This window comes from Rhizobium sullae (assembly GCF_025200715.1).
GTDB classification, from domain to species: domain Bacteria; phylum Pseudomonadota; class Alphaproteobacteria; order Rhizobiales; family Rhizobiaceae; genus Rhizobium; species Rhizobium sullae.
Map to the genome: position 1 here is coordinate 1,754,668 of NZ_CP104143.1, position 20,084 is coordinate 1,774,751.

Annotated in this window: 22 protein-coding genes and 1 tRNA gene; 6 read left to right on the forward strand and 17 right to left on the reverse strand. The window is 60.4% G+C overall.

Annotated features, from left to right (window positions below):
• Window position 1: 1 nt before the first annotated feature.
• Complete coding sequence (pcsA, locus tag N2599_RS08860; protein WP_027509462.1) at window positions 2-730, reverse strand: phosphatidylcholine synthase; 729 nt, start codon at window positions 728-730, stop codon at window positions 2-4.
• 244 nt (window positions 731-974) lie between these two features.
• Between pcsA and N2599_RS08865 the strand changes: the two genes are divergently transcribed.
• Window positions 975-1,787, forward strand: a complete 813-nt coding sequence (locus tag N2599_RS08865; protein ID WP_027509461.1) for a ferredoxin--NADP reductase — start codon at window positions 975-977, stop codon at window positions 1,785-1,787.
• 164 nt (window positions 1,788-1,951) lie between these two features.
• Here the strand turns inward: N2599_RS08865 and N2599_RS08870 are convergent, their stop codons facing one another.
• Window positions 1,952-2,569 (reverse strand): GntR family transcriptional regulator, encoded by a 618-nt coding sequence (locus tag N2599_RS08870; protein WP_027509460.1) that lies wholly within the window; start codon window positions 2,567-2,569, stop codon window positions 1,952-1,954.
• A 95-nt stretch (window positions 2,570-2,664) separates the two neighbouring features.
• Between N2599_RS08870 and N2599_RS08875 the strand changes: the two genes are divergently transcribed.
• Window positions 2,665-3,558, forward strand: coding sequence for a dihydrodipicolinate synthase family protein (locus tag N2599_RS08875; RefSeq protein WP_027509459.1), 894 nt, complete (start codon window positions 2,665-2,667; stop codon window positions 3,556-3,558).
• A 51-nt stretch (window positions 3,559-3,609) separates the two neighbouring features.
• On the opposite strand, the gene N2599_RS08880 is transcribed toward N2599_RS08875, so the two are convergent.
• From N2599_RS08880 to N2599_RS08900, 5 genes are all read right to left on the reverse strand, one after another.
• A complete protein-coding gene (locus N2599_RS08880) occupies window positions 3,610-4,818 on the reverse strand; it encodes an ABC transporter permease (RefSeq protein WP_027509458.1) in 1,209 nt (402 codons plus the stop codon).
• Complete coding sequence (locus N2599_RS08885; protein WP_027509457.1) at window positions 4,808-5,524, reverse strand: ABC transporter ATP-binding protein; 717 nt, start codon at window positions 5,522-5,524, stop codon at window positions 4,808-4,810. The genes N2599_RS08880 and N2599_RS08885 overlap by 11 nt, the downstream gene beginning before the upstream one ends.
• A gap of 12 nt (window positions 5,525-5,536) precedes the next feature.
• Window positions 5,537-6,838 (reverse strand): efflux RND transporter periplasmic adaptor subunit, encoded by a 1,302-nt coding sequence (locus N2599_RS08890; RefSeq protein WP_027509456.1) that lies wholly within the window; start codon window positions 6,836-6,838, stop codon window positions 5,537-5,539.
• A gap of 145 nt (window positions 6,839-6,983) precedes the next feature.
• Window positions 6,984-7,358 (reverse strand): GFA family protein, encoded by a 375-nt coding sequence (locus N2599_RS08895; RefSeq protein WP_027509455.1) that lies wholly within the window; start codon window positions 7,356-7,358, stop codon window positions 6,984-6,986.
• Complete coding sequence (locus tag N2599_RS08900; protein ID WP_027509454.1) at window positions 7,358-7,567, reverse strand: hypothetical protein; 210 nt, start codon at window positions 7,565-7,567, stop codon at window positions 7,358-7,360. Before N2599_RS08900 ends, N2599_RS08895 begins: the two co-directional genes overlap by 1 nt.
• A gap of 1,031 nt (window positions 7,568-8,598) precedes the next feature.
• Between N2599_RS08900 and N2599_RS08905 the strand changes: the two genes are divergently transcribed.
• A complete protein-coding gene (locus N2599_RS08905; protein ID WP_027509453.1) occupies window positions 8,599-8,784 on the forward strand; it encodes a hypothetical protein in 186 nt (61 codons plus the stop codon).
• Window positions 8,785-8,910: 126 nt separating this feature from the next.
• Here the strand turns inward: N2599_RS08905 and N2599_RS08910 are convergent, their stop codons facing one another.
• Together N2599_RS08910 and N2599_RS08915 are read right to left on the reverse strand one after the other, a co-directional pair.
• Entirely contained in the window at window positions 8,911-9,297 is a 387-nt protein-coding gene (locus N2599_RS08910; protein ID WP_027509452.1) for a hypothetical protein, read from the reverse strand.
• Between the two features lie 210 nt (window positions 9,298-9,507).
• Window positions 9,508-9,583: transfer RNA gene (locus N2599_RS08915), tRNA-Lys, on the reverse strand.
• A gap of 194 nt (window positions 9,584-9,777) precedes the next feature.
• Between N2599_RS08915 and N2599_RS08920 the strand changes: the two genes are divergently transcribed.
• Window positions 9,778-10,527, forward strand: a complete 750-nt coding sequence (locus N2599_RS08920) for a cytochrome c biogenesis CcdA family protein (protein WP_027509451.1) — start codon at window positions 9,778-9,780, stop codon at window positions 10,525-10,527.
• Window positions 10,528-10,532: 5 nt separating this feature from the next.
• Here N2599_RS08920 and N2599_RS08925 read toward each other — a convergent pair whose 3' ends face one another.
• From N2599_RS08925 to cysG, 5 genes are read right to left on the reverse strand one after another with little or no spacing between them, the layout of a single operon-like run.
• Window positions 10,533-11,744, reverse strand: a complete 1,212-nt coding sequence (locus N2599_RS08925; protein WP_027509450.1) for a UbiH/UbiF family hydroxylase — start codon at window positions 11,742-11,744, stop codon at window positions 10,533-10,535.
• Between the two features lie 36 nt (window positions 11,745-11,780).
• A complete protein-coding gene (locus tag N2599_RS08930; protein WP_027509449.1) occupies window positions 11,781-12,293 on the reverse strand; it encodes a DUF934 domain-containing protein in 513 nt (170 codons plus the stop codon).
• A gap of 10 nt (window positions 12,294-12,303) precedes the next feature.
• Window positions 12,304-13,974, reverse strand: coding sequence for a nitrite/sulfite reductase (locus N2599_RS08935; protein WP_027509448.1), 1,671 nt, complete (start codon window positions 13,972-13,974; stop codon window positions 12,304-12,306).
• An 8-nt stretch (window positions 13,975-13,982) separates the two neighbouring features.
• Entirely contained in the window at window positions 13,983-14,297 is a 315-nt protein-coding gene (locus N2599_RS08940; protein WP_027509447.1) for a DUF2849 domain-containing protein, read from the reverse strand.
• A gap of 2 nt (window positions 14,298-14,299) precedes the next feature.
• Window positions 14,300-15,736 (reverse strand): siroheme synthase CysG, encoded by a 1,437-nt coding sequence (gene cysG, locus N2599_RS08945; protein ID WP_027509446.1) that lies wholly within the window; start codon window positions 15,734-15,736, stop codon window positions 14,300-14,302.
• 248 nt (window positions 15,737-15,984) lie between these two features.
• Between cysG and N2599_RS08950 the strand changes: the two genes are divergently transcribed.
• A complete protein-coding gene (locus tag N2599_RS08950) occupies window positions 15,985-16,572 on the forward strand; it encodes a nucleoside deaminase (protein ID WP_027509445.1) in 588 nt (195 codons plus the stop codon).
• A gap of 6 nt (window positions 16,573-16,578) precedes the next feature.
• On the forward strand, window positions 16,579-17,412 hold the full coding sequence (mazG, locus tag N2599_RS08955; protein WP_027509444.1) for a nucleoside triphosphate pyrophosphohydrolase: 834 nt from the start codon (window positions 16,579-16,581) through the stop codon (window positions 17,410-17,412).
• Between the two features lie 7 nt (window positions 17,413-17,419).
• On the opposite strand, the gene hflX is transcribed toward mazG, so the two are convergent.
• The 3 genes from hflX to N2599_RS08970 form a co-directional block, all read right to left on the reverse strand.
• The gene (hflX, locus tag N2599_RS08960) at window positions 17,420-18,745 is read right to left on the reverse strand and encodes a GTPase HflX (RefSeq protein ID WP_027509443.1); all 1,326 of its coding nucleotides are present in this window, start codon (window positions 18,743-18,745) and stop codon (window positions 17,420-17,422) included.
• A gap of 77 nt (window positions 18,746-18,822) precedes the next feature.
• On the reverse strand, window positions 18,823-19,065 hold the full coding sequence (gene hfq, locus N2599_RS08965) for an RNA chaperone Hfq (protein ID WP_003539403.1): 243 nt from the start codon (window positions 19,063-19,065) through the stop codon (window positions 18,823-18,825).
• A gap of 110 nt (window positions 19,066-19,175) precedes the next feature.
• Complete coding sequence (locus N2599_RS08970) at window positions 19,176-20,039, reverse strand: D-amino-acid transaminase (RefSeq protein WP_027509442.1); 864 nt, start codon at window positions 20,037-20,039, stop codon at window positions 19,176-19,178.
• Window positions 20,040-20,084: the final 45 nt, after the last annotated feature.

Below are 20,084 nucleotides of genomic sequence, written 5' to 3' on the forward strand. Positions count from 1 at the left end.
CCTACTCGCCACGCCCCAGCGCCGGGAAGAACTGCAGCACGGCACCGATGCAATAGAGATAGATACCGCTGATCACGAAAAGAATGATCGCCCACTGCGGCATATTGAAATGCATGAGCAGCGAATACATGCCGAGCGCCGACCAGAGAAAGAAAACGCCGAGATTGATCGGCCGCAGACGTTTGACGCGCACCGGATGCAAGAAATTAATCGGCAGGAAGGTCAGGATCACCGAGGCGATCACGACACTCAAGGCGGTCACGGCGCTCGCATCGATGACGAAGAGCGTGAAGACGATCATATTCCAGACGACGGGAAAGCCGGAGAAAAAATACTCATCGGTCTTCATGCCCATGTCGGCATAATAGATGGCGCTTGACACGACGATCATGCCGGCGGCGGCAAAGGACCAGGGCTCACCGATCATGCCGCTCTGATAAAGCGCGAAAGCAGGCAGAAGCACGTAGGTCACGTAGTCGATGATATTGTCGAGCGTGTCGCCCGACCAGTTGGGCAAAACCTCCTTCACCCGCACCTTGCGGGCAATGGGGCCGTCGATGCCGTCAACGAGCAGGGCAAGGCCCAACCACCAGAACATGTCGATGAATCGGTGCTCGGCGGCAGCGACCACACCAAGAAATGCGAGGAACGAGCCGGACGCCGTCAAAATATGGACGGAAAAGGCGCGTATCTCTGCATAAGGAACACGCTTGTAATTGAAAATCTTCATGTTTCCCCGTGCTGCCTGCCGCCAGTTAAACCTGCTCGCGGCGTTTTGGCCTAATATGCATCCTTTGCCCTGCTTCGCCAGCGCAAAAGCGACAAGTATACGCAGGGTATTGAATCATGAGAATGACATGCATATTTCGTGGCTGCTGCCTGTCAGAGAATGGATTGCCTTTAATTTTCGGCGTATTTGTAATATCTGCCTCGCATCAGACCGATCATGCGACGAATACGGGATCCGATACCGAATGAACGCTCCAGCAAAGACCGAAGATTTCTCCTCCGCCGTTCCGGCAAATGTGTATGCCGAAACGGTGCTGCGCGTCACGCACTATACGGACCGGCTCTTCCGCTTCACGATGAGCCGGCCACAGGGCTTCCGTTTCCGTTCCGGCGAATTTGCGATGATCGGCCTTATGGTAGACGGCAAGCCGGTTTTCCGTGCCTACTCGATCGCAAGCCCTGCCTGGGCCGAAGAACTCGAATTCTTCTCGATCAAAGTGCCGGACGGCCCACTCACCTCGCATCTCCAGGCCATCAAGCCGGGCGACCAGGTTCTGATGCGCAAGAAGCCGACCGGCACGCTGGTGCTCGATGCGCTGACGCCAGGCAAGCGGCTCTACATGTTCTCGACCGGAACGGGTGTTGCGCCCTTCGCAAGCCTGATTCGCGATCCGGAAACCTATGAGAAGTACGAGGAGGTGATCCTCACCCATACGACGCGCGAGGTCGCGGAGCTGAAATACGGCTTCGACCTGGTGGAAGAAATTCGGAACGACGAACTGCTGAACGAGATCGTCGGCAGCAAGCTACGCCATTATGCGACCGTAACCCGCGAAGACTTCGCCTATCGCGGCCGCATCACCGATCTGATTGCCTCCGGCAAGCTCTTTGCCGATCTTGGCGTTCCGCCGCTCGACCCGGCAATCGACCGCGGCATGATTTGCGGTTCTTCCGCCATGCTGAAGGACACCAAGGAACTGCTCGAAAAGGCAGGCTTTGAAGAAGGCGCCAACAGCAAGCCTGCCGAGTTCGTCATCGAACGCGCCTTCGTGGGCTGAGTTACCCTTCTCCTCGCTCGGGAGAAGGTGGCCCGAAGGGTCGGATGAGGCGGCGATGCGGCAAATGCCATTTTCGTTTGTCGCTCAGACGTTAGCTCCTATCGACGCTCATCCCCCTTATCGCCTCACTTTGCTCGGCACTTCTCCCCGCTGAGGCGAAGTGGTTATGGCTTGTAGCTGAGATAGTCGATCAAGACCGCCATTGCCTGCCGCGACTCTTCCACCTTGCCCTGCTGGATGGCGCGAATGACGGTGACGTGGAGCGCGATCGAGCGGTCCATCCGATCCGGCGTGGCAGTCGAGTACCAGAGACGGCGTGAATGTGTCTGCACAGGCCCAAGCGCCGCGGTGATGAAAGTATTCGGGCAAGCCTCCTCAATAATCTCATCGAATGCCTTGTCGGCAGCGAAGAAGGCAGCAAGATCGCCATTGACGGCGCAACTGGTCATCGTGCGGGCACAATCTATCAGCGCCTCCCGTTGCTCGTCCGTTGCATGCTTCGCGACCAGCGACGCAGCAATAGGCTCCAGTTCCCTGCGCACCTGCATGACATTGGCATGATCGTCCGGCTTGATCTCCGCTACCTGCAGCCCTACCCGCGGCCTGACGATGACAAGCCCCTGCCAAGCGAGTTTCTGGATCGCTTCACGCACCGGCGTGCGGCCATGACCGGCAATATCGATCAGCTGCTTTTCGGTCACCAGCGCGCCCGGCTTCAACACCAGCGTCACAATGGCGTGTTCAAGTGCGAGATAGGCCAGATGGCTCTGTGAATTCTGCATTCGGTGGTCCATATTTCACTCTGATATATCAGATATTGACACGGCGTAAATCGGATGGCAAGTTGTTGTGATATATCAGAGCCAAGGAGACGAACATGTGGCGCGGCGTATTTCCTGCAGTAACGACGAAATTCACTGAGAACGGCGAGCTGGATCTTGCCGAAATGGAACGCTGCTTCGGCCTGCAGGCCGACGCAGGTGTCGACGGCATCATCGTCTGCGGCTCGCTCGGCGAAAACATGACGCTCGAACCGGAAGAGAAGCTGGAGATCCTGAAGGTCGCGCGCTCGACCGCAGGTTCGAAGCCGGTGCTGATGACGGTCTGCGAAAGCTCGACGAAGCGCGGCGCTGCTGCCGCCAAGGCTGCGGCAAAGACCGGCGCCAGCGGTTTCATGATCCTGCCGGGCGTGCCGTACAAATCCGCTCCGGAAGAGACGCTGGCGCACGTCCAGGCGATTGCCACGGCGGGCGGACTGCCAGTCATGGTCTATAACAATCCGGTCGCCTATGGCGTCGACGTCACGATCCCGATGTTCGAAGAATTGGCGAAGGACGACCTGGTTGTCGCCATGAAGGAATCGACCGACGATATTCGCCGCGTGACCGACATCTTCAACGCATTCGGCGAACGCTTCGACGTGTTCACCGGCGTCGACAACCTGGCGCTCGAAAGCCTGCTGATGGGCGCGCATGGCTGGGTCGCCGGTCTCGTCGTTGCCTTCCCGAAGGAAACGGTCGCGATCTATAAGCTCGTTCAGGCGGGTCGCCTTGACGAAGCGCGCGCCATCTACCGCTGGTTCCGTCCCCTCCTCGATCTCGATGTCTCGACCTTCCTCGTCCAGAACATCAAGCTTGCGGAAGTCTACGCCATCCAGTCGAACGACCGCGTCCGCGCCCCTCGTCTGCCGCTTGCAGGCGAACAGCGCCAGCGCGTCGTGGCAGTTATCGAAAAGGCACTGGCAAACCGCCCGGAACTGCCGAAGTTCTAATTGCTCGATAAGAATTGAGCTTTACGAGGCCGGGTGATCGCCCGGCCTTTTTCATTCATGGCGCAAGGCTTCGATCGGGTTCAACTGCGCCGCGCGGCGGGCCGGGAAATAGCCGAAGATCATGCCGATGGCCGCCGAAAAGACGAAAGCAATGGCGATCATCAGAGGGCTAACGACAAAAGGAACCTTCAACAAGGTGACAGCGGTGAAGCCGATGCCCATTCCAAGCACTATGCCGGTGATGCCGCCGAAGAGTGACAGCGCGACGGCCTCGACGAGGAACTGCATGAGGACCTGGGTTTCAAGCGCGCCGATCGCAAGCCGGATGCCGATCTCCCGCGTGCGTTCGGTGACCGACACCAGCATGATGTTCATGATGCCGATCCCGCCGACCAGAAGGCTGATCGCGGCAACGGCGCCGAGCAGGCCCGTGAGCAATGTCGTCGTGCCCGTCATCGCTTCGGCGATCTGCGTCATGTCGTTGACGTTGAAATCGTCTTCGCGGCCCGGAATGATCTTGCGGCGCTCGCGCAGCAGGTTCTCAGTCTCGGTCTGAACCTTGGAGGTCGCGACGCCATCGCGGGCTGAAACGACAATCATCTGGACATTGGCATTGGCCCGGCCGCCGATGCGGCGCTGATAGACCTTCACCGGCATGATCACAACATCGTCCTGATCGGTACCCATGCCCGATTGACCGCGTTTCGCCAGTACGCCGATGACGCTGCAGGACACCTTGCCCACGCGAATCTGCTGCCCTGTCGGGTTGGCCGCACCGAAAAGCTGCGACCGCACCGTTTCGCCGAGAATGCAGCGGGCGCGTCCGCGCTCTTCCGCCGCCTCGAAGGTACGGCCGAGCGCAATGTCCCAGTCCTGCGCGATGAAATAGTCGTTCGTCGTGCCCATGACGGTGGTCGAGTGGCTCTGGCCACCATAGATCGCCGTCGCCGTCGTCTGGTTGAGCGGCGCGACAGCGCGAAGACCACCTACTTGATCCCGTATCGCGTCGACATCCTTGACGGTAAACCGCCTCGCCTCGGAGCTTGCGCGCCCCGGACCGAACTGGCCGGGCCGCACGAAGAGCATGTTGGTTCCGAGTCGCGAGAGTTCGGACGAGACCTGCTCGGTCGTGCCGTTACCGATGGTCACTAATGCAATGACCGCGGCGACACCTATGACAACGCCAAGCACAGTGAGGAAGGAACGCAGCATGTTGCGGCTGATGGCGCGCAGTGCGAGTTTCAGCGTTTCAAGGAACATGGTCCACCTCGCCCTGATGCGCGATCTCTGCCTCGAGCTTTCCATCGACGAAACGAAGTATGCGCTCAGCATGAGCCGCAATGTCCGGTTCATGCGTGACCATGACGATGGTGATCCCCTGCTCCCGGTTCAGCCGTGTCATCAGATCCATGATCTCGGCGCTGGTTTTCGTGTCGAGATTGCCGGTCGGCTCGTCGGCGAGAAGCAGCGCCGGTTCAGTGACGATCGCGCGGGCAATCGCCACGCGCTGCTGCTGGCCGCCGGAAAGCTCCTGTGTCTTGTGGTGCTCGCGTCCCGCCAGCCCGACCAAACCCAGCGCCTCTTTGGCACGCCTGTGGCGCTCGCCCGCCGCAATACCTCGATAGATCAGCGGCAGCTCGACGTTCTCCACCGCCGATGTCCGCGCAAGAAGATTGAACCCCTGGAAGACGAATCCCAGCATATGGCGTCTGAGCAGCGTCAGCTGGTTACGGCCGAAACCGGTCGTGGATATGCCCTGGAAGACGTAATCGCCGGCACTCGGCACATCGAGGCAGCCGAGGATATTCATTGCCGTCGACTTGCCAGAACCCGACGGCCCCATGATCGCGACGAATTCATGGGTATTGATCTGCAGATCGACATGGTCGAGCGCGCGGATCGCCGCCTCGCCGCGGCCGTAGATCTTCGACACCTGCCTGAATTCGAGAAGCGGTGGACTGGTCATCTTTCCGCCCGCCTATCGCGCCCGCGCCATCGCGTCGGTCACAAGCGCATCGCCTTCCTTGAGTTCACCGGTCGTGACCTGCGTGAACTGACCGTCCGACGATCCAACCTGGATGACCAGCGGCACCTGGCGGCCCTCGCGCAGCACCCAGACCCGGCGTTTCGCGCCCGTGAGCGCTTCAGCGCCGTTGCCGCCCGAACGCGGCCCCATGCGCGGCGGACGGAACAGACCGAAGATGCCGCGTCCGCCGCGCGATTCGGCCTCCGGCGGCGCATAGCGCAGCGCCGCGTTCGGTACCATCAGCGTATTCTTAACGGCCTCCACGGTAATATCCGCCGTTGCTGTCATGCCGGGGCGCAGCAGGAGATCGGCATTGTCGACCGAGAGCACGGCCTTGTACGTGACGACATTGTTGGTGGTCTCCGAAGCAAAGCGGATCTGCTCGATTTCGGCGGGAAAGCTCTTGTTCGCATAGGCGTCGACCGTGAAGGTCGCCTTCTGCCCGACGGCGATCTGGCCGACATCGGCCTCGTCCACATCAACCTGCAGTTCCATCTTCCGGAGATCGCCGGCGATCGTGAAGAGAATCGGGGCTGAAAGCGAGGCAGCGACGGTCGCGCCCGGATCCACCGAGCGGGTCAGAATGACGCCGTCGACCGGCGAAACGATCCTGGCCTTGGCAAGGTTGACCTCAGCGAGCCGCAGATCGGCCTCGGCCGAAAGCACCTCCGCCTCATTGATCTGCTTCGTGGCTGCGGCGGACTCGTATTTGTAAGTCGCATCGTCAAGGCTCTGCTGCGTCGAGACGCTGCCTCTGACCAGGCTCTTCAAACGCTCCAGCGAGACCTGCGCCGACAGCAGGTCGGCATGGGCCTTCAACACGTTCGCCTTGGCCGAATCGAGCTTCGCGCGCGAGCTCTTCACATCGGCTTCCAGCTTGTTCGTATCGAGAACCGCCAGCACCTCGCCGGATTTGACTTCGCTGTTGTAATCGACATTGACCTCGCGCACGGTGCCGGAAAGTTCGCTCGATATGTCAACTTGTTGCGTCGGCTGCACCGAGCCGGTCGCGGTTACCAGGACCGTCAGATCGCCGCGCTTTACCGGCTGTGTCGTATAGCTGTATGCATTGCCGCTGCGACCGGCATAGAAATAAACGCCTGCACCGGCGACGGCGACCAACACGACGGCAGCGATAAGGCGCCCGCGCCAACGACGGCCCTTGCCTCGCTTGCCGGATACAGCGAGGACTGCGGCAAGATCCGCATTGGCTGCTGTACCCTTCGCGCCAATCCCAGATGGGGAATCGTCCATAAAATCCTCAAATCAAAATGAGAGGGCCTGTTTCCGTTCACCATCCAGATAGTCATAGTGAAGATGAACCGGAAATTAGCGTTAGAGGCGCATTCGCATGGAATGACGAAAATGTGCAATTAAATCTTGGTAATGAAAGTCCGCTTTAGCCGGCGTCTTCCTGATATTGGTCAGTCCTCTGCAGCGGATGCAGCCAGCTTTCGCGGCGTTTGACCCAGATCTCGTAGAGCGGCGCGATCTCCATTGGCGCGTCGTCGAGAGAGCCGAGCCGGAGTTCCGCTTCCTCGTCCGTCAGGCAGAACAGACGCCCGCCGCATACCGGGCAGAAGCTGCGGCCTTGATGTGTCGCAGCCGGACCGGAATGGTCGAATGCTTCGCGCGGCCACACGGCGAACGTGACGAAAGCCGAGCCGCTCTCCTTGCGGCAGTCCGCACAATGACAGAGGCCGGCGCGAAGCGGCTCGCCCTTCACCTCATATCTGACCGCGCCGCAGAGGCAGCCCCCGGTGCGCGTTCTCATCAGGCGTCGAAATCCAGCGGCAGTGTCGGCGGCTTGCGCTTGGCGGCCATCAGGAGATCGAGTTCGGTCGCCGACGGTCCAAATTTTTCGTAAAGCCGCTTGGCCTCCTTTTCATCCAAACGGTATTTCCGGGCGAATTCGCTCATGCTGTAAGGCCTGCCGCGCAATACCCTGCGCGTCGGCACCGTCTGATTGGCAGAGTCGGCCATGGCAACCTCCTTGTTAGAACCCGGAAATTAGGGCGTTCAGGGCCGTTGGGAAGGTTTGCGCAAATCCGAAAAACGACAGACCAGAGGCTCGAATCTGCGAAATGGTGTACCAGGCCGTCCAAAGCGGACGGTGAAGCACCCGCGGCCAAGCTGTAGAATGCTCCAAGGGTGATGATGTCCCTGATCGAAGCGCACCCAGTGGATATTTACCGGCCGTTATCCTTACCCGTCCATTGAGATGGACCGACTCAGCAGCAGCCGATCAATGTCCTTGGGCCGTAGAGCACCCCTCCCCGCTACGGCAAAAGGAGATCCGGCACGTGGACCATACGAGGCCTGATGCCGGGTCTCCGCGACCCGGGCGGCTCCCATAAAAGAGCCCGCCAGACGGCGGGCTTGACCTTCGGATGCACGGTTTCTCGTTAGCCGATCCGCGGGCAACCGGGCTCTCTTCCAAAAACCATGCGAATCCGCTCGTTAACTCTGCCGCGGCCAATTATGACGATGGAATCGTACGATGTCCTCGCAACTCTCGGGTTTCGAAGATATCGGCGGGATATGTTGAGCGCCTGGCCGGATGTGCACTGACGCCACCGCGGACGCTGCCGATCATACCTATACCTTGGCCGCTCATAGTCGTCGTCATCATAGTAATAGCGCGGCTGGTCCCTGCCTATGTAGAACTCGAAATCCTGGGAAAAGCTGGGTGCAGGGGCAGTCATCAGCGTGGCCGCAGCGGCAAGCCCCATAAGAATCTGCGTTACGCGCATCTGTCGATCTCCTCAGACATTGGAGATCGACATTAACATCCCGATTATGAACGGGAGCAAAACATCCGCTTGACTGAGCTTCCGTGAGGTCTATCGCGATCTCATTGCTGATTTTTGGTGAGAGCGCCGGGGCTCAAACCCGGGGCGGAGGAGGCGCGCCAGGGGATGGCGAAACGACAAAAATCGCGCCAGCATTGTTATTTCATTTGCTTCTAAATTAGACTTTAGTAGTGTTGTCCCATTAGGAGCGGGAGGATTTCTATGGAACGCATTGAGCCGGAAATTGCAGACTCGAATATGGCAACAAAGGTCTGGTCGGTGACGGAGTTCTGCTCGCGACATCGATTGGACGATGAAGAAGAAACGAGGCTCCTCCGGTTATTTGGTCCGTTCGCGACCGCGTGCGAACTCATGTACAACGCCAAACGCGCGCCGAAGTTTAGATAGTTACGCCCGGCTCATCGCAGGCCGAGCGTCTGTCGCAACCAATATGTGCGCCCGGAAAGGATTGGAGATGGCCTTCACCATCCCCTTCATCCTCAAAGGGGGATGAACAGGGAGAAACTTCCCTACTCACTCTTCCGCGGCATACCGAGCCAATTCCATCGCCATTTCGAAGTTGTCGTTCGCTGCTCGGAGAAGACGGCGCCCAGCATCGATTGCGTGCCGGCCACGGTAGCCGCGTGTCTCCCCGAGTTCGCTGAGGCGCTTCGCGGTCATAGCCTCGGTGAGGACACGCACGTGGGTGTCTTGCATCGCATCAAGGCCACGACTGAATGTCTCTCGGTTCTCTTTCTCTGTGTAGATGTTTTGCCAGGCCCGGGACCCGCTTTCACCCTTCTTGCCTTTCCGCCCGCCTATGAACAGCTGTCGAAGGTTGCACGGCTCGTGTGGCAGGCCATCAGTGTAGTGCTTTGTCTCCGGCATGATTGGTGTGTTGGCGTATGCTTCGGCGAGCATCTTCCGCGCCTCGTCCTTTGATATCGCGATGCGGTCCTCCTTATCGGATGGAGCTTCGGAGGTTCCCCTTTGACGGAAACATCATTCGGATCGGTCGATTCCCGCTGTCTGAAACATGCAATTTGATTGCGGACGGGCCCGGAAAGCCCCCTCCGTGGCGACTGGAGCAGTCACCAAATATATGATTCTTCACCAAGTCATTGAAATCCTTGGTGAGAGCGCCGGGGCTCGAACCCGGGACCTACTGATTAAAAGTCAGTTGCTCTACCAGCTGAGCTACGCTCTCCCTTGATGCCTTGGGCTGAAAGGCCGCCCCGGCCGGAAGTGCGCGGAACATATGCAGGCGACCTATTGCGGTCAACCGAAAAATCTCTCTTTTTCGCCGCGTTAGGCACATTTCTTGCCGGAGCGCGAAAAGGTGATTGGCAATCGGCGGGTTGCGGCGCTAAACATCCGCCGGATTGCAGCCGGAGAGAATGCGTGTCGATTGCCGATATTTCCCTGTTGAGCGCCCTGCTTGCGGGAGCCCTCTCCTTTCTTTCCCCCTGCGTGCTTCCCCTCGTTCCGCCCTATCTCTGCTATATGGCAGGTATTTCCGTCGAGCAGTTTCGCGGTGGCAATGCTGTTGCAGTTGCGCCCGATTTCCGGCGCGGTGTGCTGTTTTCGGCGCTGTTCTTCACGCTCGGGTTCGCCACGGTCTTCGTCGCGCTCGGCGCCGGGGCTTCCAGCATCGGCATGCTGCTGCGCCAGCATCTGGATCTTCTGGCGAAGATCGGCGGCCTCATCATCATCCTCATGGGGCTGAATTTCCTCGGCGTCTTCCGAATCGGGCTTTTCGCGCGCGAGGCCCGCTTCCAGAGCGGCGGCAAGCCGGCGACGCTGACCGGCGCCTATATCATGGGACTTGCCTTCGCCTTCGGCTGGACGCCCTGCATCGGGCCGGTGCTCGGCGCCATTCTGGCGGTCGCGGCATCGCGCGAGACGGTTGGCTCCGGCGCCGGGCTCCTTGCCGTCTATTCGCTGGGCCTTGCCATTCCATTCTGGATCGCCGCCGGCTTCTCCGGCGCCTTCATGAACTTTCTGGCGCGCTTCCGCCGCCATCTCGGCACCGTCGAAAAAATCACAGGCGCCTTCCTCGTGCTGACAGGGCTCGCCTTCATTTTCGGATTCGTGAGTGATGCCGCCATCTGGTTCCAGCAGACTTTTCCGATCCTGATGCAGATCGGCTAGGCGGATCAGGCTTTCCTTCGGCTGAATTTTTCCCGTAAGGCGCTTGGAATATCGCGGAAGCCGCCGCCCGGCTCGATGCCTTCACGCATGACGACGCTGCGAAGCGGCGGAAATGCCGAGAGGATGTGAAGGCCCGCAGCGCGCAGCATCTGGACCGGCAGGAAACCAGACAGAAGCGAGCGGTTCAGCAAATCGACGCTCGCCGTTCGCGTCATGATGTCGGCGCGGCGCCTTCGGTCGAACCGATCGCCCGAATCGGCCGGTGTCGGTATTTCGGCGCGGTGGCAGAGAATATCTGCCAGCGCCATGATATCGCGCAGGCTGAGATTGAGGCCCTGCGCCCCGATTGGCGGGAAGACGTGCGCGGCCTCTCCGATCAGCGCCATCCGGCCCTTGCCGAAGCGGTGCGCCATCATGCCCGAAAGCGGCCAGACCTGTACGCCTTCCTCGACGCTCACCTTGCCGAGGATCGACTGCATCCGCCCTTCGACGACTTTGCTCAATTCAGCAAGCGACAATTCGAGGCCAGCGGCGGCATCCGACGGATCCTGGACCCAGACGAGGCTGGAGCGATTGCCTGGCAAGGGTACCTGAGTGAAGGGGCCGCTCTCGGTGTGAAATTCCGTCGAGATGTTTTCGTGCGGCAGCGAATGGCCGAAGTTCAGCACCATGGCCGACTGTGGATAGGACCAGTTGCGGGCACCGATGCCGGCTGCTTCCCTAAGCTTCGACTTGCGGCCGTCGGCGCCGGCGGCGAAATCCGCAGACAGAACCTCGCCGCCTGCGAGCGCGATGGAAACGGCATTCTCGCCTATATCGATGCTGTCGGCATAAGAGGTGAATCGCGTGATATTGCCTTCTATGGCGACGGCAGTCTCAAGCACGCCGGTCAGAGCCTTGTTCGGGAAATTGTAACCGAAGGCGTCGAGACCGATTTCGGCGGCGCGGAAGGTCGTGGCTGGCGCACGCAGCAGCCGATTCGTGGCGTCGATGATGCGCATGCTCTTCAGCGGCGCGGTTTCAGGCTTCAGCTTGTCCCATAGAGACAAGCGATCGAGGAAGCGGATCGACTGATCCATCAGCGCCGTCGTGCGCTGGTCCCCGGTCGCCGCGGTAGGGGCAATCAGCGCCACGCTACGGCCGCCGCGAGCCAGTGCGATCGCGGCCACCATGCCGGCGAGACCGCCGCCGATCACCGCCACTTCGAAATGTTTCATTGCATCGCTTCCGTCATCAGAGACGGCGAGCCGGCATTATGCCGCCGGCTTCGCCTGACGGCGCCAACTATAGCCCTTACCGGCCTCCGCGTCACGCGCAGCCGGCTGATAATGATGCGGAATTCCGGGCAGCCGGTTCTCGGAAAGGCGCTTGAGGGCCGTTTCGTTGGTCACGGTGAAGCTGTCGATTCCGACGCGCAGCATCAGCGGGATCTGGTCGATGAGCACATCGCCCACAGCCCGCAGTTCCTTGGCATAACCGAGCCGCTCGCGCAGCAGCGAGGCATGGCTGAAAGCACGGCCGTCACTGAATGCCGGGAAGGCAACGGCGACGATATCGAGGCGATCGAGGTACGGCTCAAGCTTGCGGACGTCGTCGGCCGGCTTGATCAGCACGCCGAGGCCGACATCGTTGCTCTCGCCGGCCTTTGCGATCAATTCGTCGAGGCCGAGCAGCGGCTTCTGATCGCCCTCCGCTTTCACCTCTTCGGTTTCGATCACCCAGGGATCGCTGGCGGCAAAACCGACTTCTCTCCAGATCTTCATCATCATCCCCTCCTTATGCCGCTTCCGCAGCCGCGCCATAGAGCGCATCCTTGAAGGGCTGCGGTCCGACGCGGCGGTAGGCGGCGAGGAAGGTTTCCGATGGGGCCTGACGCAAGCCGAGATAGGTATCGACGATCGTCTCGATCGCGTCCGTCACCTTGTCCGGTTCGAAGCCCCGGCCGATAATCTCGCCGATCGAGGTGTGCTCGTCACCGGAGCCGCCAAGAGTGATCTGGTAGAGTTCGGCACCCTTCTTTTCGACGCCCAGCAAGCCGATATGGCCGACATGGTGATGTCCGCAGGCGTTGATGCAGCCGGAAATCTTGATCTTCAGCTCGCCGATCTCGGCCTGACGCGCCGGATCGCCGAACCGCCTGGAGATTTCCTGCGCAACCGGAATGGAGCGTGCATTGGCGAGCGCACAGTAGTCCAGCCCGGGACAGGCAATGATATCCGTGATGAGGCCGGCATTGGCGGTTTCGAGACCGGCCGCGACCAGGCCGCGATAGACGGCTTCCAGATCGGCCAGCGCCACATGCGGCAGGATGAGGTTCTGTTCGTGGCTCACACGGATTTCGTCGAAGGCATATTCCTCGGCGATATCGGCAACGGCATCCATCTGCGCGTCGGAGGCATCGCCCGGAATGCCGCCGATCGGTTTCAGCGAGATCGTCACCATGCCGTAATCGGGGTTCTTGTGCGGCGCCACGTTCTGCAGCACCCAGCGGGAAAAAGCCGGATCGGCCTTCTTCCAGCGGGCAAGGTTCTCCCAACCTTCAGCACGCTCGGGCAGCGCGGGCGGCGCGAAATAGGCGGTGATCGCCTGAACGTCCTTTTCCGGCAGCTTCAGCTCGGTATCCTTGAGCTGCGCAAACTCCACCTCGACCTGGCGCGCCAGTTCTTCGGCGCCGGTTTCGTGCACGAGGATCTTGATGCGCGCCTTGTACTTGTTGTCGCGGCGGCCGTGCAGGTTATAAACGCGCATGATCGCGGTCGTATAGGAAAGAAGGTCCTCTTCCGGCAGGAAGTCGCGAATCAGCTTGGCGATCATCGGCGTGCGACCCTGGCCACCCCCGACATAGACGGCAAAACCGATCTCGCCCTTGTCGTTCTTCTTCAGGTGCAGGCCGATGTCGTGGACCTGGATCGCGGCGCGGTCACGCTCGGCGCCGGTTACGGCGATCTTGAACTTGCGCGGCAGGAAAGAGAATTCCGGATGCACGGACGACCACTGGCGCAGGATTTCCGCATAGGGGCGCGGATCGGCGACTTCGTCCGCGGCGGCGCCGGCGAAATGATCGGCCGTCACGTTGCGAATGCAATTGCCGGAGGTCTGCATCGCGTGCATCTCGACGGTTGCCAGGTCGGCGAGCACATCGGGCATGTCGGAGAGCTTCGGCCAGTTGAACTGCAGGTTCTGGCGGGTCGTGAAGTGGCCGTAGCCGCGGTCATAGGTGCGGGCGATATGGGCGAGCATACGCATCTGGCGCGAGGAGAGCGTGCCATAAGGAATCGCGATGCGCAGCATATAGGCATGAAGCTGTAGATAGACGCCGTTCATCAGGCGCAGCGGCTTGAACGCATCCTCGGCAAGCTCACCGGACAGTCGGCGCTGAACCTGGTCGCGAAACTGCTCGACGCGCTCGGCGACAAAGGCGTGGTCAAATTCGTCGTAACGGTACATCAGCTTCCTCAGACTGCAATGAATTCGGGATCGGCCGGCTTGTAGCCCGCCGCATATTCCATGGTCGGGCCCTGGGCGCGGATGCGCTCGCGAAGGCGGAGCGGCCATAGAACGCCGTTGGTTTCCTGAACTTCGATGACGGCAACGTCAACGACCTTGTTCTCGGCATAGGATTTCTTGCCGATCTCTTCCAAGGCGGTCACGGCCTCGGCATGGCGGGCAATGAGCGCACCCTGCAGCGAGGTTACCCATTCGCCGCCAGCGTTCAGCCATACGGCCACGCCGTCCGTCAGCCTGTTGGCGGTCAGAACCTTGTCGACCATGTTCAGCTCCTTGCAAATTCCGGCGCGGTCGCCTCATGGCGCACCAGCGGCTCGGACAGTTCGAAATTGGCGCCTGCGACCGCATCGCCGATAATGACCATGACCGGTCCGGTCAACTCGTCACGATGCTGCAGGTCGGGAAGATCACGCAAGATGCCATGCAGCAGACGGCGATCGCGGCGGCTGGCGTTCTCGACGACCGCAACGGTCGTCTCGGCGGGAAGCCCGGCATTGATCAGCCGCGCGGCGACCGAGGCCGCGACGGTGCGGCCCATATATACGGCGATCGTCGCGCCCGACACGGCAAGGCTTGCCCAATCCGGCAGCACGTCGCCGGTCAGGTCATGCCCTGTCGTGAAGACCAGCGACGAGGCAACGCCGCGCAGCGTCAGCGGCAGCTCGAAATCGGCTGCGGCAGCCAAAGCGGAGGTGATGCCCGGAACGACCTCGTAGCCGATGCCTGCCGCACGCAGCGCCGCCATCTCTTCCCCTGCCCGGCCATAAACCAGCGGATCGCCGGATTTCAGGCGCACGACTCGCTTGCCTTGGCGTCCAAGCTGGACCAGCAGATCGTTAATCTCTTCCTGCGATTTCGAATGGCAACCCTTGCGTTTACCGACCGAAAGGCGCTCGGCATCGCGGCGGCCCATATCAACGATCGTCTGCGGCACCAGCGCATCGAAAACGATGGCGTCGGCTTCCATCATGACCCGCTGGGCGCGCAACGTCAGCAGATCCTCGGCACCCGGACCGGCGCCGACGAGCCAGACACGGCCTTCAATTTTTTCCGCGGAGCGCAGCAGGCCGTTTGCGGCGCGGCGTGCTTCGGGAAGATTACCGTTCGCGACCGCATCCGCCACCGCGCCCGAGAAGAAACGGCGCCAGAAGACCCTGCGGGCGACGCCGCGCGGAACGAGATGCTCGACGGTCTTGCGGTAGCTCGCCGCAAGGTCCGCCAGACGGCCGAGCGACGGCGAGAGCAACTGGTCGACCTGCGCGCGGATCATCTGGGCAAGCACCGGACCGGCGCCCTCCGTGCCGATCGCAACGGCGACCGGCGCGCGATTGACGAGAGCCGGCGTGAAGAAATCGCAATAGTCCGGCTGGTCGACCGCATTGGCCGGAATTCTGGCCGCCTGGGCAGCTTCCACGATCGCTCGATCTTCGGCGGCGTCGCCTGTCGCGGCGAAAACGAGCGTTGCACCGTCCACTTGCGCGGGCGAGAACGGCGCACGAACCGTTTCGATGCGGTTGGAAATCAGGAAGGAGTGATAGTCGGCCTCGGGATGTTCCGCATAAGCAACGATGCGGGCGCGCGTGTTCAGCAGCAGACGCACCTTGGCGAAGGCCTCGTCTCCATTGCCGAAAACGGCTGCAATCCGCCCTTCCACACGGAAGAATGCGGGAAATACCGATAGCTGTTCGTTGCTGGAAGGCATTATCGTTCCACTTCGAAGTGGGCCGACTATGCCTTTTACCGTCAACGGATTGAAGAAACAGAAATTCGAATGCCCCGCCGGGCGCGTATTCTTTTGCTCGCCACCTCAAGGATTTGAGAAAAGTCGCCCGGTCGTTGGAAAATGCTGCAGCCCATTCATAAGGTGGTGACAAATGCGCAGATTCGGCGGGACCATCCATTCCGCTTCCCGGCGGCAACCGGTAAACTGCACGAAACAGGGAGAAAGCCATGCCGGAAAAGACGATTGTTTCCCGCCTTCTCGAAGTCATCGAGAAGCATATCCTGCCGATCACCGAACTCGGCGTTTCCGAGGGCAACAAGGTCTTCGGGGCGGCGGTCCTGCGCAAGTCTGACCTTTCGCTTATCGTTGCAGAAACGAACAACGAGCTGGAAAATCCGCTCTGGCATGGCGAAATCCACACGCTGAAGCGTTTCTACGAACTCTCCGACAAGCCTTCGACCAAGGAGCTCATCTTTGTCTCGACTCACGAACCCTGCAGCATGTGCATGTCTGCGATCACCTGGGCGGGCTTCGATAATTTCTATTACTTCTTCAGCCACGAGGATTCGCGCGACAGCTTCGCCATCCCCCACGATCTGAAGATTCTGAAAGAGGTCTTCGGCCTCGAACCCGGCGGATACCGCCGCCAGAACGCCTTCTGGAACAGTTTTGCGATCGCCGATCTCATCGAGACCGAGGACGAACCGTTGAAAGCTGGCCTGAAAGCGCAAGCCACCCGCATTAGGGCCCGCTACGATGCGCTGTCCGACACCTATCAGGCGTCCAAAGACGCCAATGCCATCCCCTTGAACTGAGATATCATGGAAGCTTCAAAAGACATTTCGCGCCTGATCGAGATCATGGCCGCATTGCGCGATCCCGAAACCGGATGCCCCTGGGACGTCGTCCAAACCTTCGAAACGATCAAGCCCTACACGATCGAGGAAGCCTACGAGGTTTCTGACGCGATCGAACGCAACGACATGGACGATCTCTGCGAGGAACTGGGCGATCTGCTGCTGCAGGTCGTCTTCCATGCCCGCATGGCCGAGGAAGCCGGCGAATTCACCTTCGGCGACGTCGTCGCAGCCATCACGCGCAAGATGATCCGCCGCCACCCCCATGTCTTTGCGCGGTCCGATGCCGGCACTCCGGAGCTTGTCCGAAAGCAGTGGGACGAGATCAAGCAGGCGGAAAAACGCGAGCGCGCCGAGCGGCGGGTAAAGCGCGGGATCGGCGACGACTTCAAGGCTGGCTTTCTTGGCTCCGTGCAGCGAAGCTTTCCTGCGCTGACAGAAGCGCTGAAGCTGCAGGAACGCGCCGCAAAGGTTGGCTTTGACTGGTCGGCACCGGAACCGATCCTGGACAAGATCGAGGAAGAGATCGGCGAGCTTCGTGCCGCGCTGAAGGAGGGCAATCACGCGAAAGTCAGCGACGAACTCGGCGACCTGATCTTCGCCATTGCCAATATCGGCCGGCACGTGAAAGCCGATCCCGAACAAGCGCTACGCGGCACAAACACAAAATTCCGCCGCCGATTCAATCACATCGAAAGAACACTTGAAGCAGACGGTGAAACGCTGGAAGCAGCAACGCTGGAGCGGATGGAGGAAATCTGGCAGGCGGCAAAGGCGATCGAGCGGCAGCTCGGCTAACTAAACGCTATTCCCAGTCTTCCTTCTGCGGCTTCGGCCCGTCACCCATGCGCCGTTCCAATTCGGCCGCTTCGCTTTCGGCGAGCCTTACGTCGAGTGTCACCGTGCCGTCTTCATTGTCTTCGCGGCCATCGACGATCGCATGTTCGTAAAGCCAGGGCAGCAGCGCCAGTTTGTCCAACGGCAGCTTGATCGTCGTCGCGGTCATCACCCCGGAAAGGCGCTTGCTGATTTCATGCATCAGGTGATCGACGCCTTCGCCGCTGACGGCCGAAACGGCGACGACGTTTTCGGCGCCTGCTGCCCTCTGCACCATCGCGTCATGCGCTTCCGGTTCCAGGCGGTCGATCTTGTTCCAGACTTCGACTATGCGCCTTGCGCCCTCGGCCTCGTCGATGCCGAGATCGTCCAGGATGCGCATCACGTCCGCGCTCTGTGCCTGATTGTCGGCATCCGACATGTCGCGGACATGGAGGATCAGATCGGCTTCCAGCACCTCTTCGAGCGTGGCGCGGAAGGCGGCGACAAGGTGCGTCGGCAGGTCGGAAATGAAGCCAACGGTGTCGGACAGGATGACGGTGCGGCCATGCGGCAGCTTCATACGGCGAAGCGTTGGATCGAGCGTGGCGAAGAGCATGTCCTCGGCAAGGACACCTGCCCCGGTGATCCGGTTGAAGAGTGTCGACTTGCCGGCGTTGGTGTAGCCCACCAAGGCCACGATCGGATGTGGCACCTTCCTGCGCTTGGCCCTGTGAAGCTGGCGGGTGCGGACGACCTGCTCCAGCTCGCGCTCCAGCTTGATGATCCGATCCTGCAGCAGACGGCGGTCGGCCTCGATCTGCGTTTCGCCAGGGCCGCCCATGAAGCCGCCGCCGCCGCGCTGGCGTTCAAGGTGGGTCCAGCTGCGGACCAGACGGCCCTTCTGATAGTTCAGATGCGCGAGATCGACCTGCAGCGTGCCTTCCTTCGTGGAGGCGCGGCGGCCGAAGATTTCCAGGATCAGGCCCGTCCGGTCGATGACCTTGGCGTTCCATTCCTTCTCGAGATTGCGCTGCTGCACCGGCGTCAGCGGGTGATCGACGATCACGAGGCCGGAATCGTGCTCATCGAGCTTCGCCTTGATTTCCTCGATCTTGCCTGTGCCGAGCAGAGTTGCCGGACGCGGATCAGAGATCGGCACGATTGCGCCGCCGACCACATCGAGATCTATTGCCTCGGCGAGACCGGTCGCCTCTTCAAGGCGGCTCTCAGGCGAGCGGGTGGCAGCGCCTTCGATCGGCACACTTTTGCTCCGCGCCTGCTTCAGCACAGGCACGACAACGGTTGCCCGCATATCATCCCGAAGTCTTTGGGCCTCCGGGATGATGGAATCATTCCTGGTATCGCGTGTCGTAATGACTGCTGATCCTGTTAGGACGCTGCTTCTTCGCTCTCGAACATCTGCATGGGCTGGCCCGGCATGATCGTTGAGATCGCGTGTTTATACACGAGTTGCGAATGGCCGTCACGGCGAAGAAGAACGCAGAAATTGTCGAAGGAAGTGACAACGCCCGTGAGCTTTACGCCGTTGATGAGAAAAATTGTGAGAGAAATCTTTTGTTTGCGAACAGTATTGAGAAATAAGTCCTGCAAATTCTGAGAACGTTCCGCCATCGCGCCGCTTCTTTCTTTATTGCCGGCTTGATCGCGCCGGTGAATATTAATCAACCTCTCCTGCAAGGCGGATGGTAATCCTCATCCCTTCCGTCCAGCAAATCTTGGTATCAAATCGCAATCTTTTCCGCAACGTCGAAAAAGGCTTCTCGAATATTCTGCGAGATCGTGCCGGGATGACCGTTGGCAATCGTCAGCCCGTCGACGGAAACGACAGGAAAACAAATGCTTGTGGCAGCCGTGATGAAGACCTCGCGCGCCGCCAGCATTTCTGCGACGGTGAAGTTCCGCTCGGCGATCCTGAGGCCGAGCTTCGCCCCGACGTCCATCAGCGTCGTTCGCGTGATGCCTCGCAGGATGCCATGTTCGGCAGGGCGCGTGATCAAAGTGCCGTCCGCGTCGACTATCCAGACATTGGTCGCCGCGCCCTCGTTCACGAAGCCGTCTGTATCGACATAGATGGCCTCCTGGGCGCCCGCTTCCTTCGCCTGCTGGCGGGCCAGCGCATTCGAGAGAAGACCGACGGTCTTGATGTCGACCCGATCCCACCGATTGTCGGGAACGGTGATCGCCCTGATTCCGTTTGCGTTCTTCTTCGCGATCACTGACGGATCGGTGCTTTTGGCCGTGATGACCAGCGAAGGCTTGGTGCCTTCGGCCGGAAACACGTGGTCGCGGCGCGCCACGCCGCGTGTCACCTGCAAGTAGAACAAGCCGTTCCGCACCTTGTTCCGGCGCGCAGTTTCGCGAATCACATGGATCATCGCCTGTCGACTCATCGGCCAGGCGATGCGCAACTCGCCGAGCGAGCGGTTCAAGCGGTCGAGATGGCGCGTGATATCGACGATATAGCCATGGCGTATTTCGCAGACCTCGTAGACGCCGTCCGCGAACTGGTAGCCGCGGTCTTCGATATGCACCATCGCATCGGCGTGCCGCTCGTAGCGGCCATTCACATAGGAAATTCTCGGCATGGGAAACCTGAATTTAAGGCAATGAAATGGGAAACCGGCGCAGAA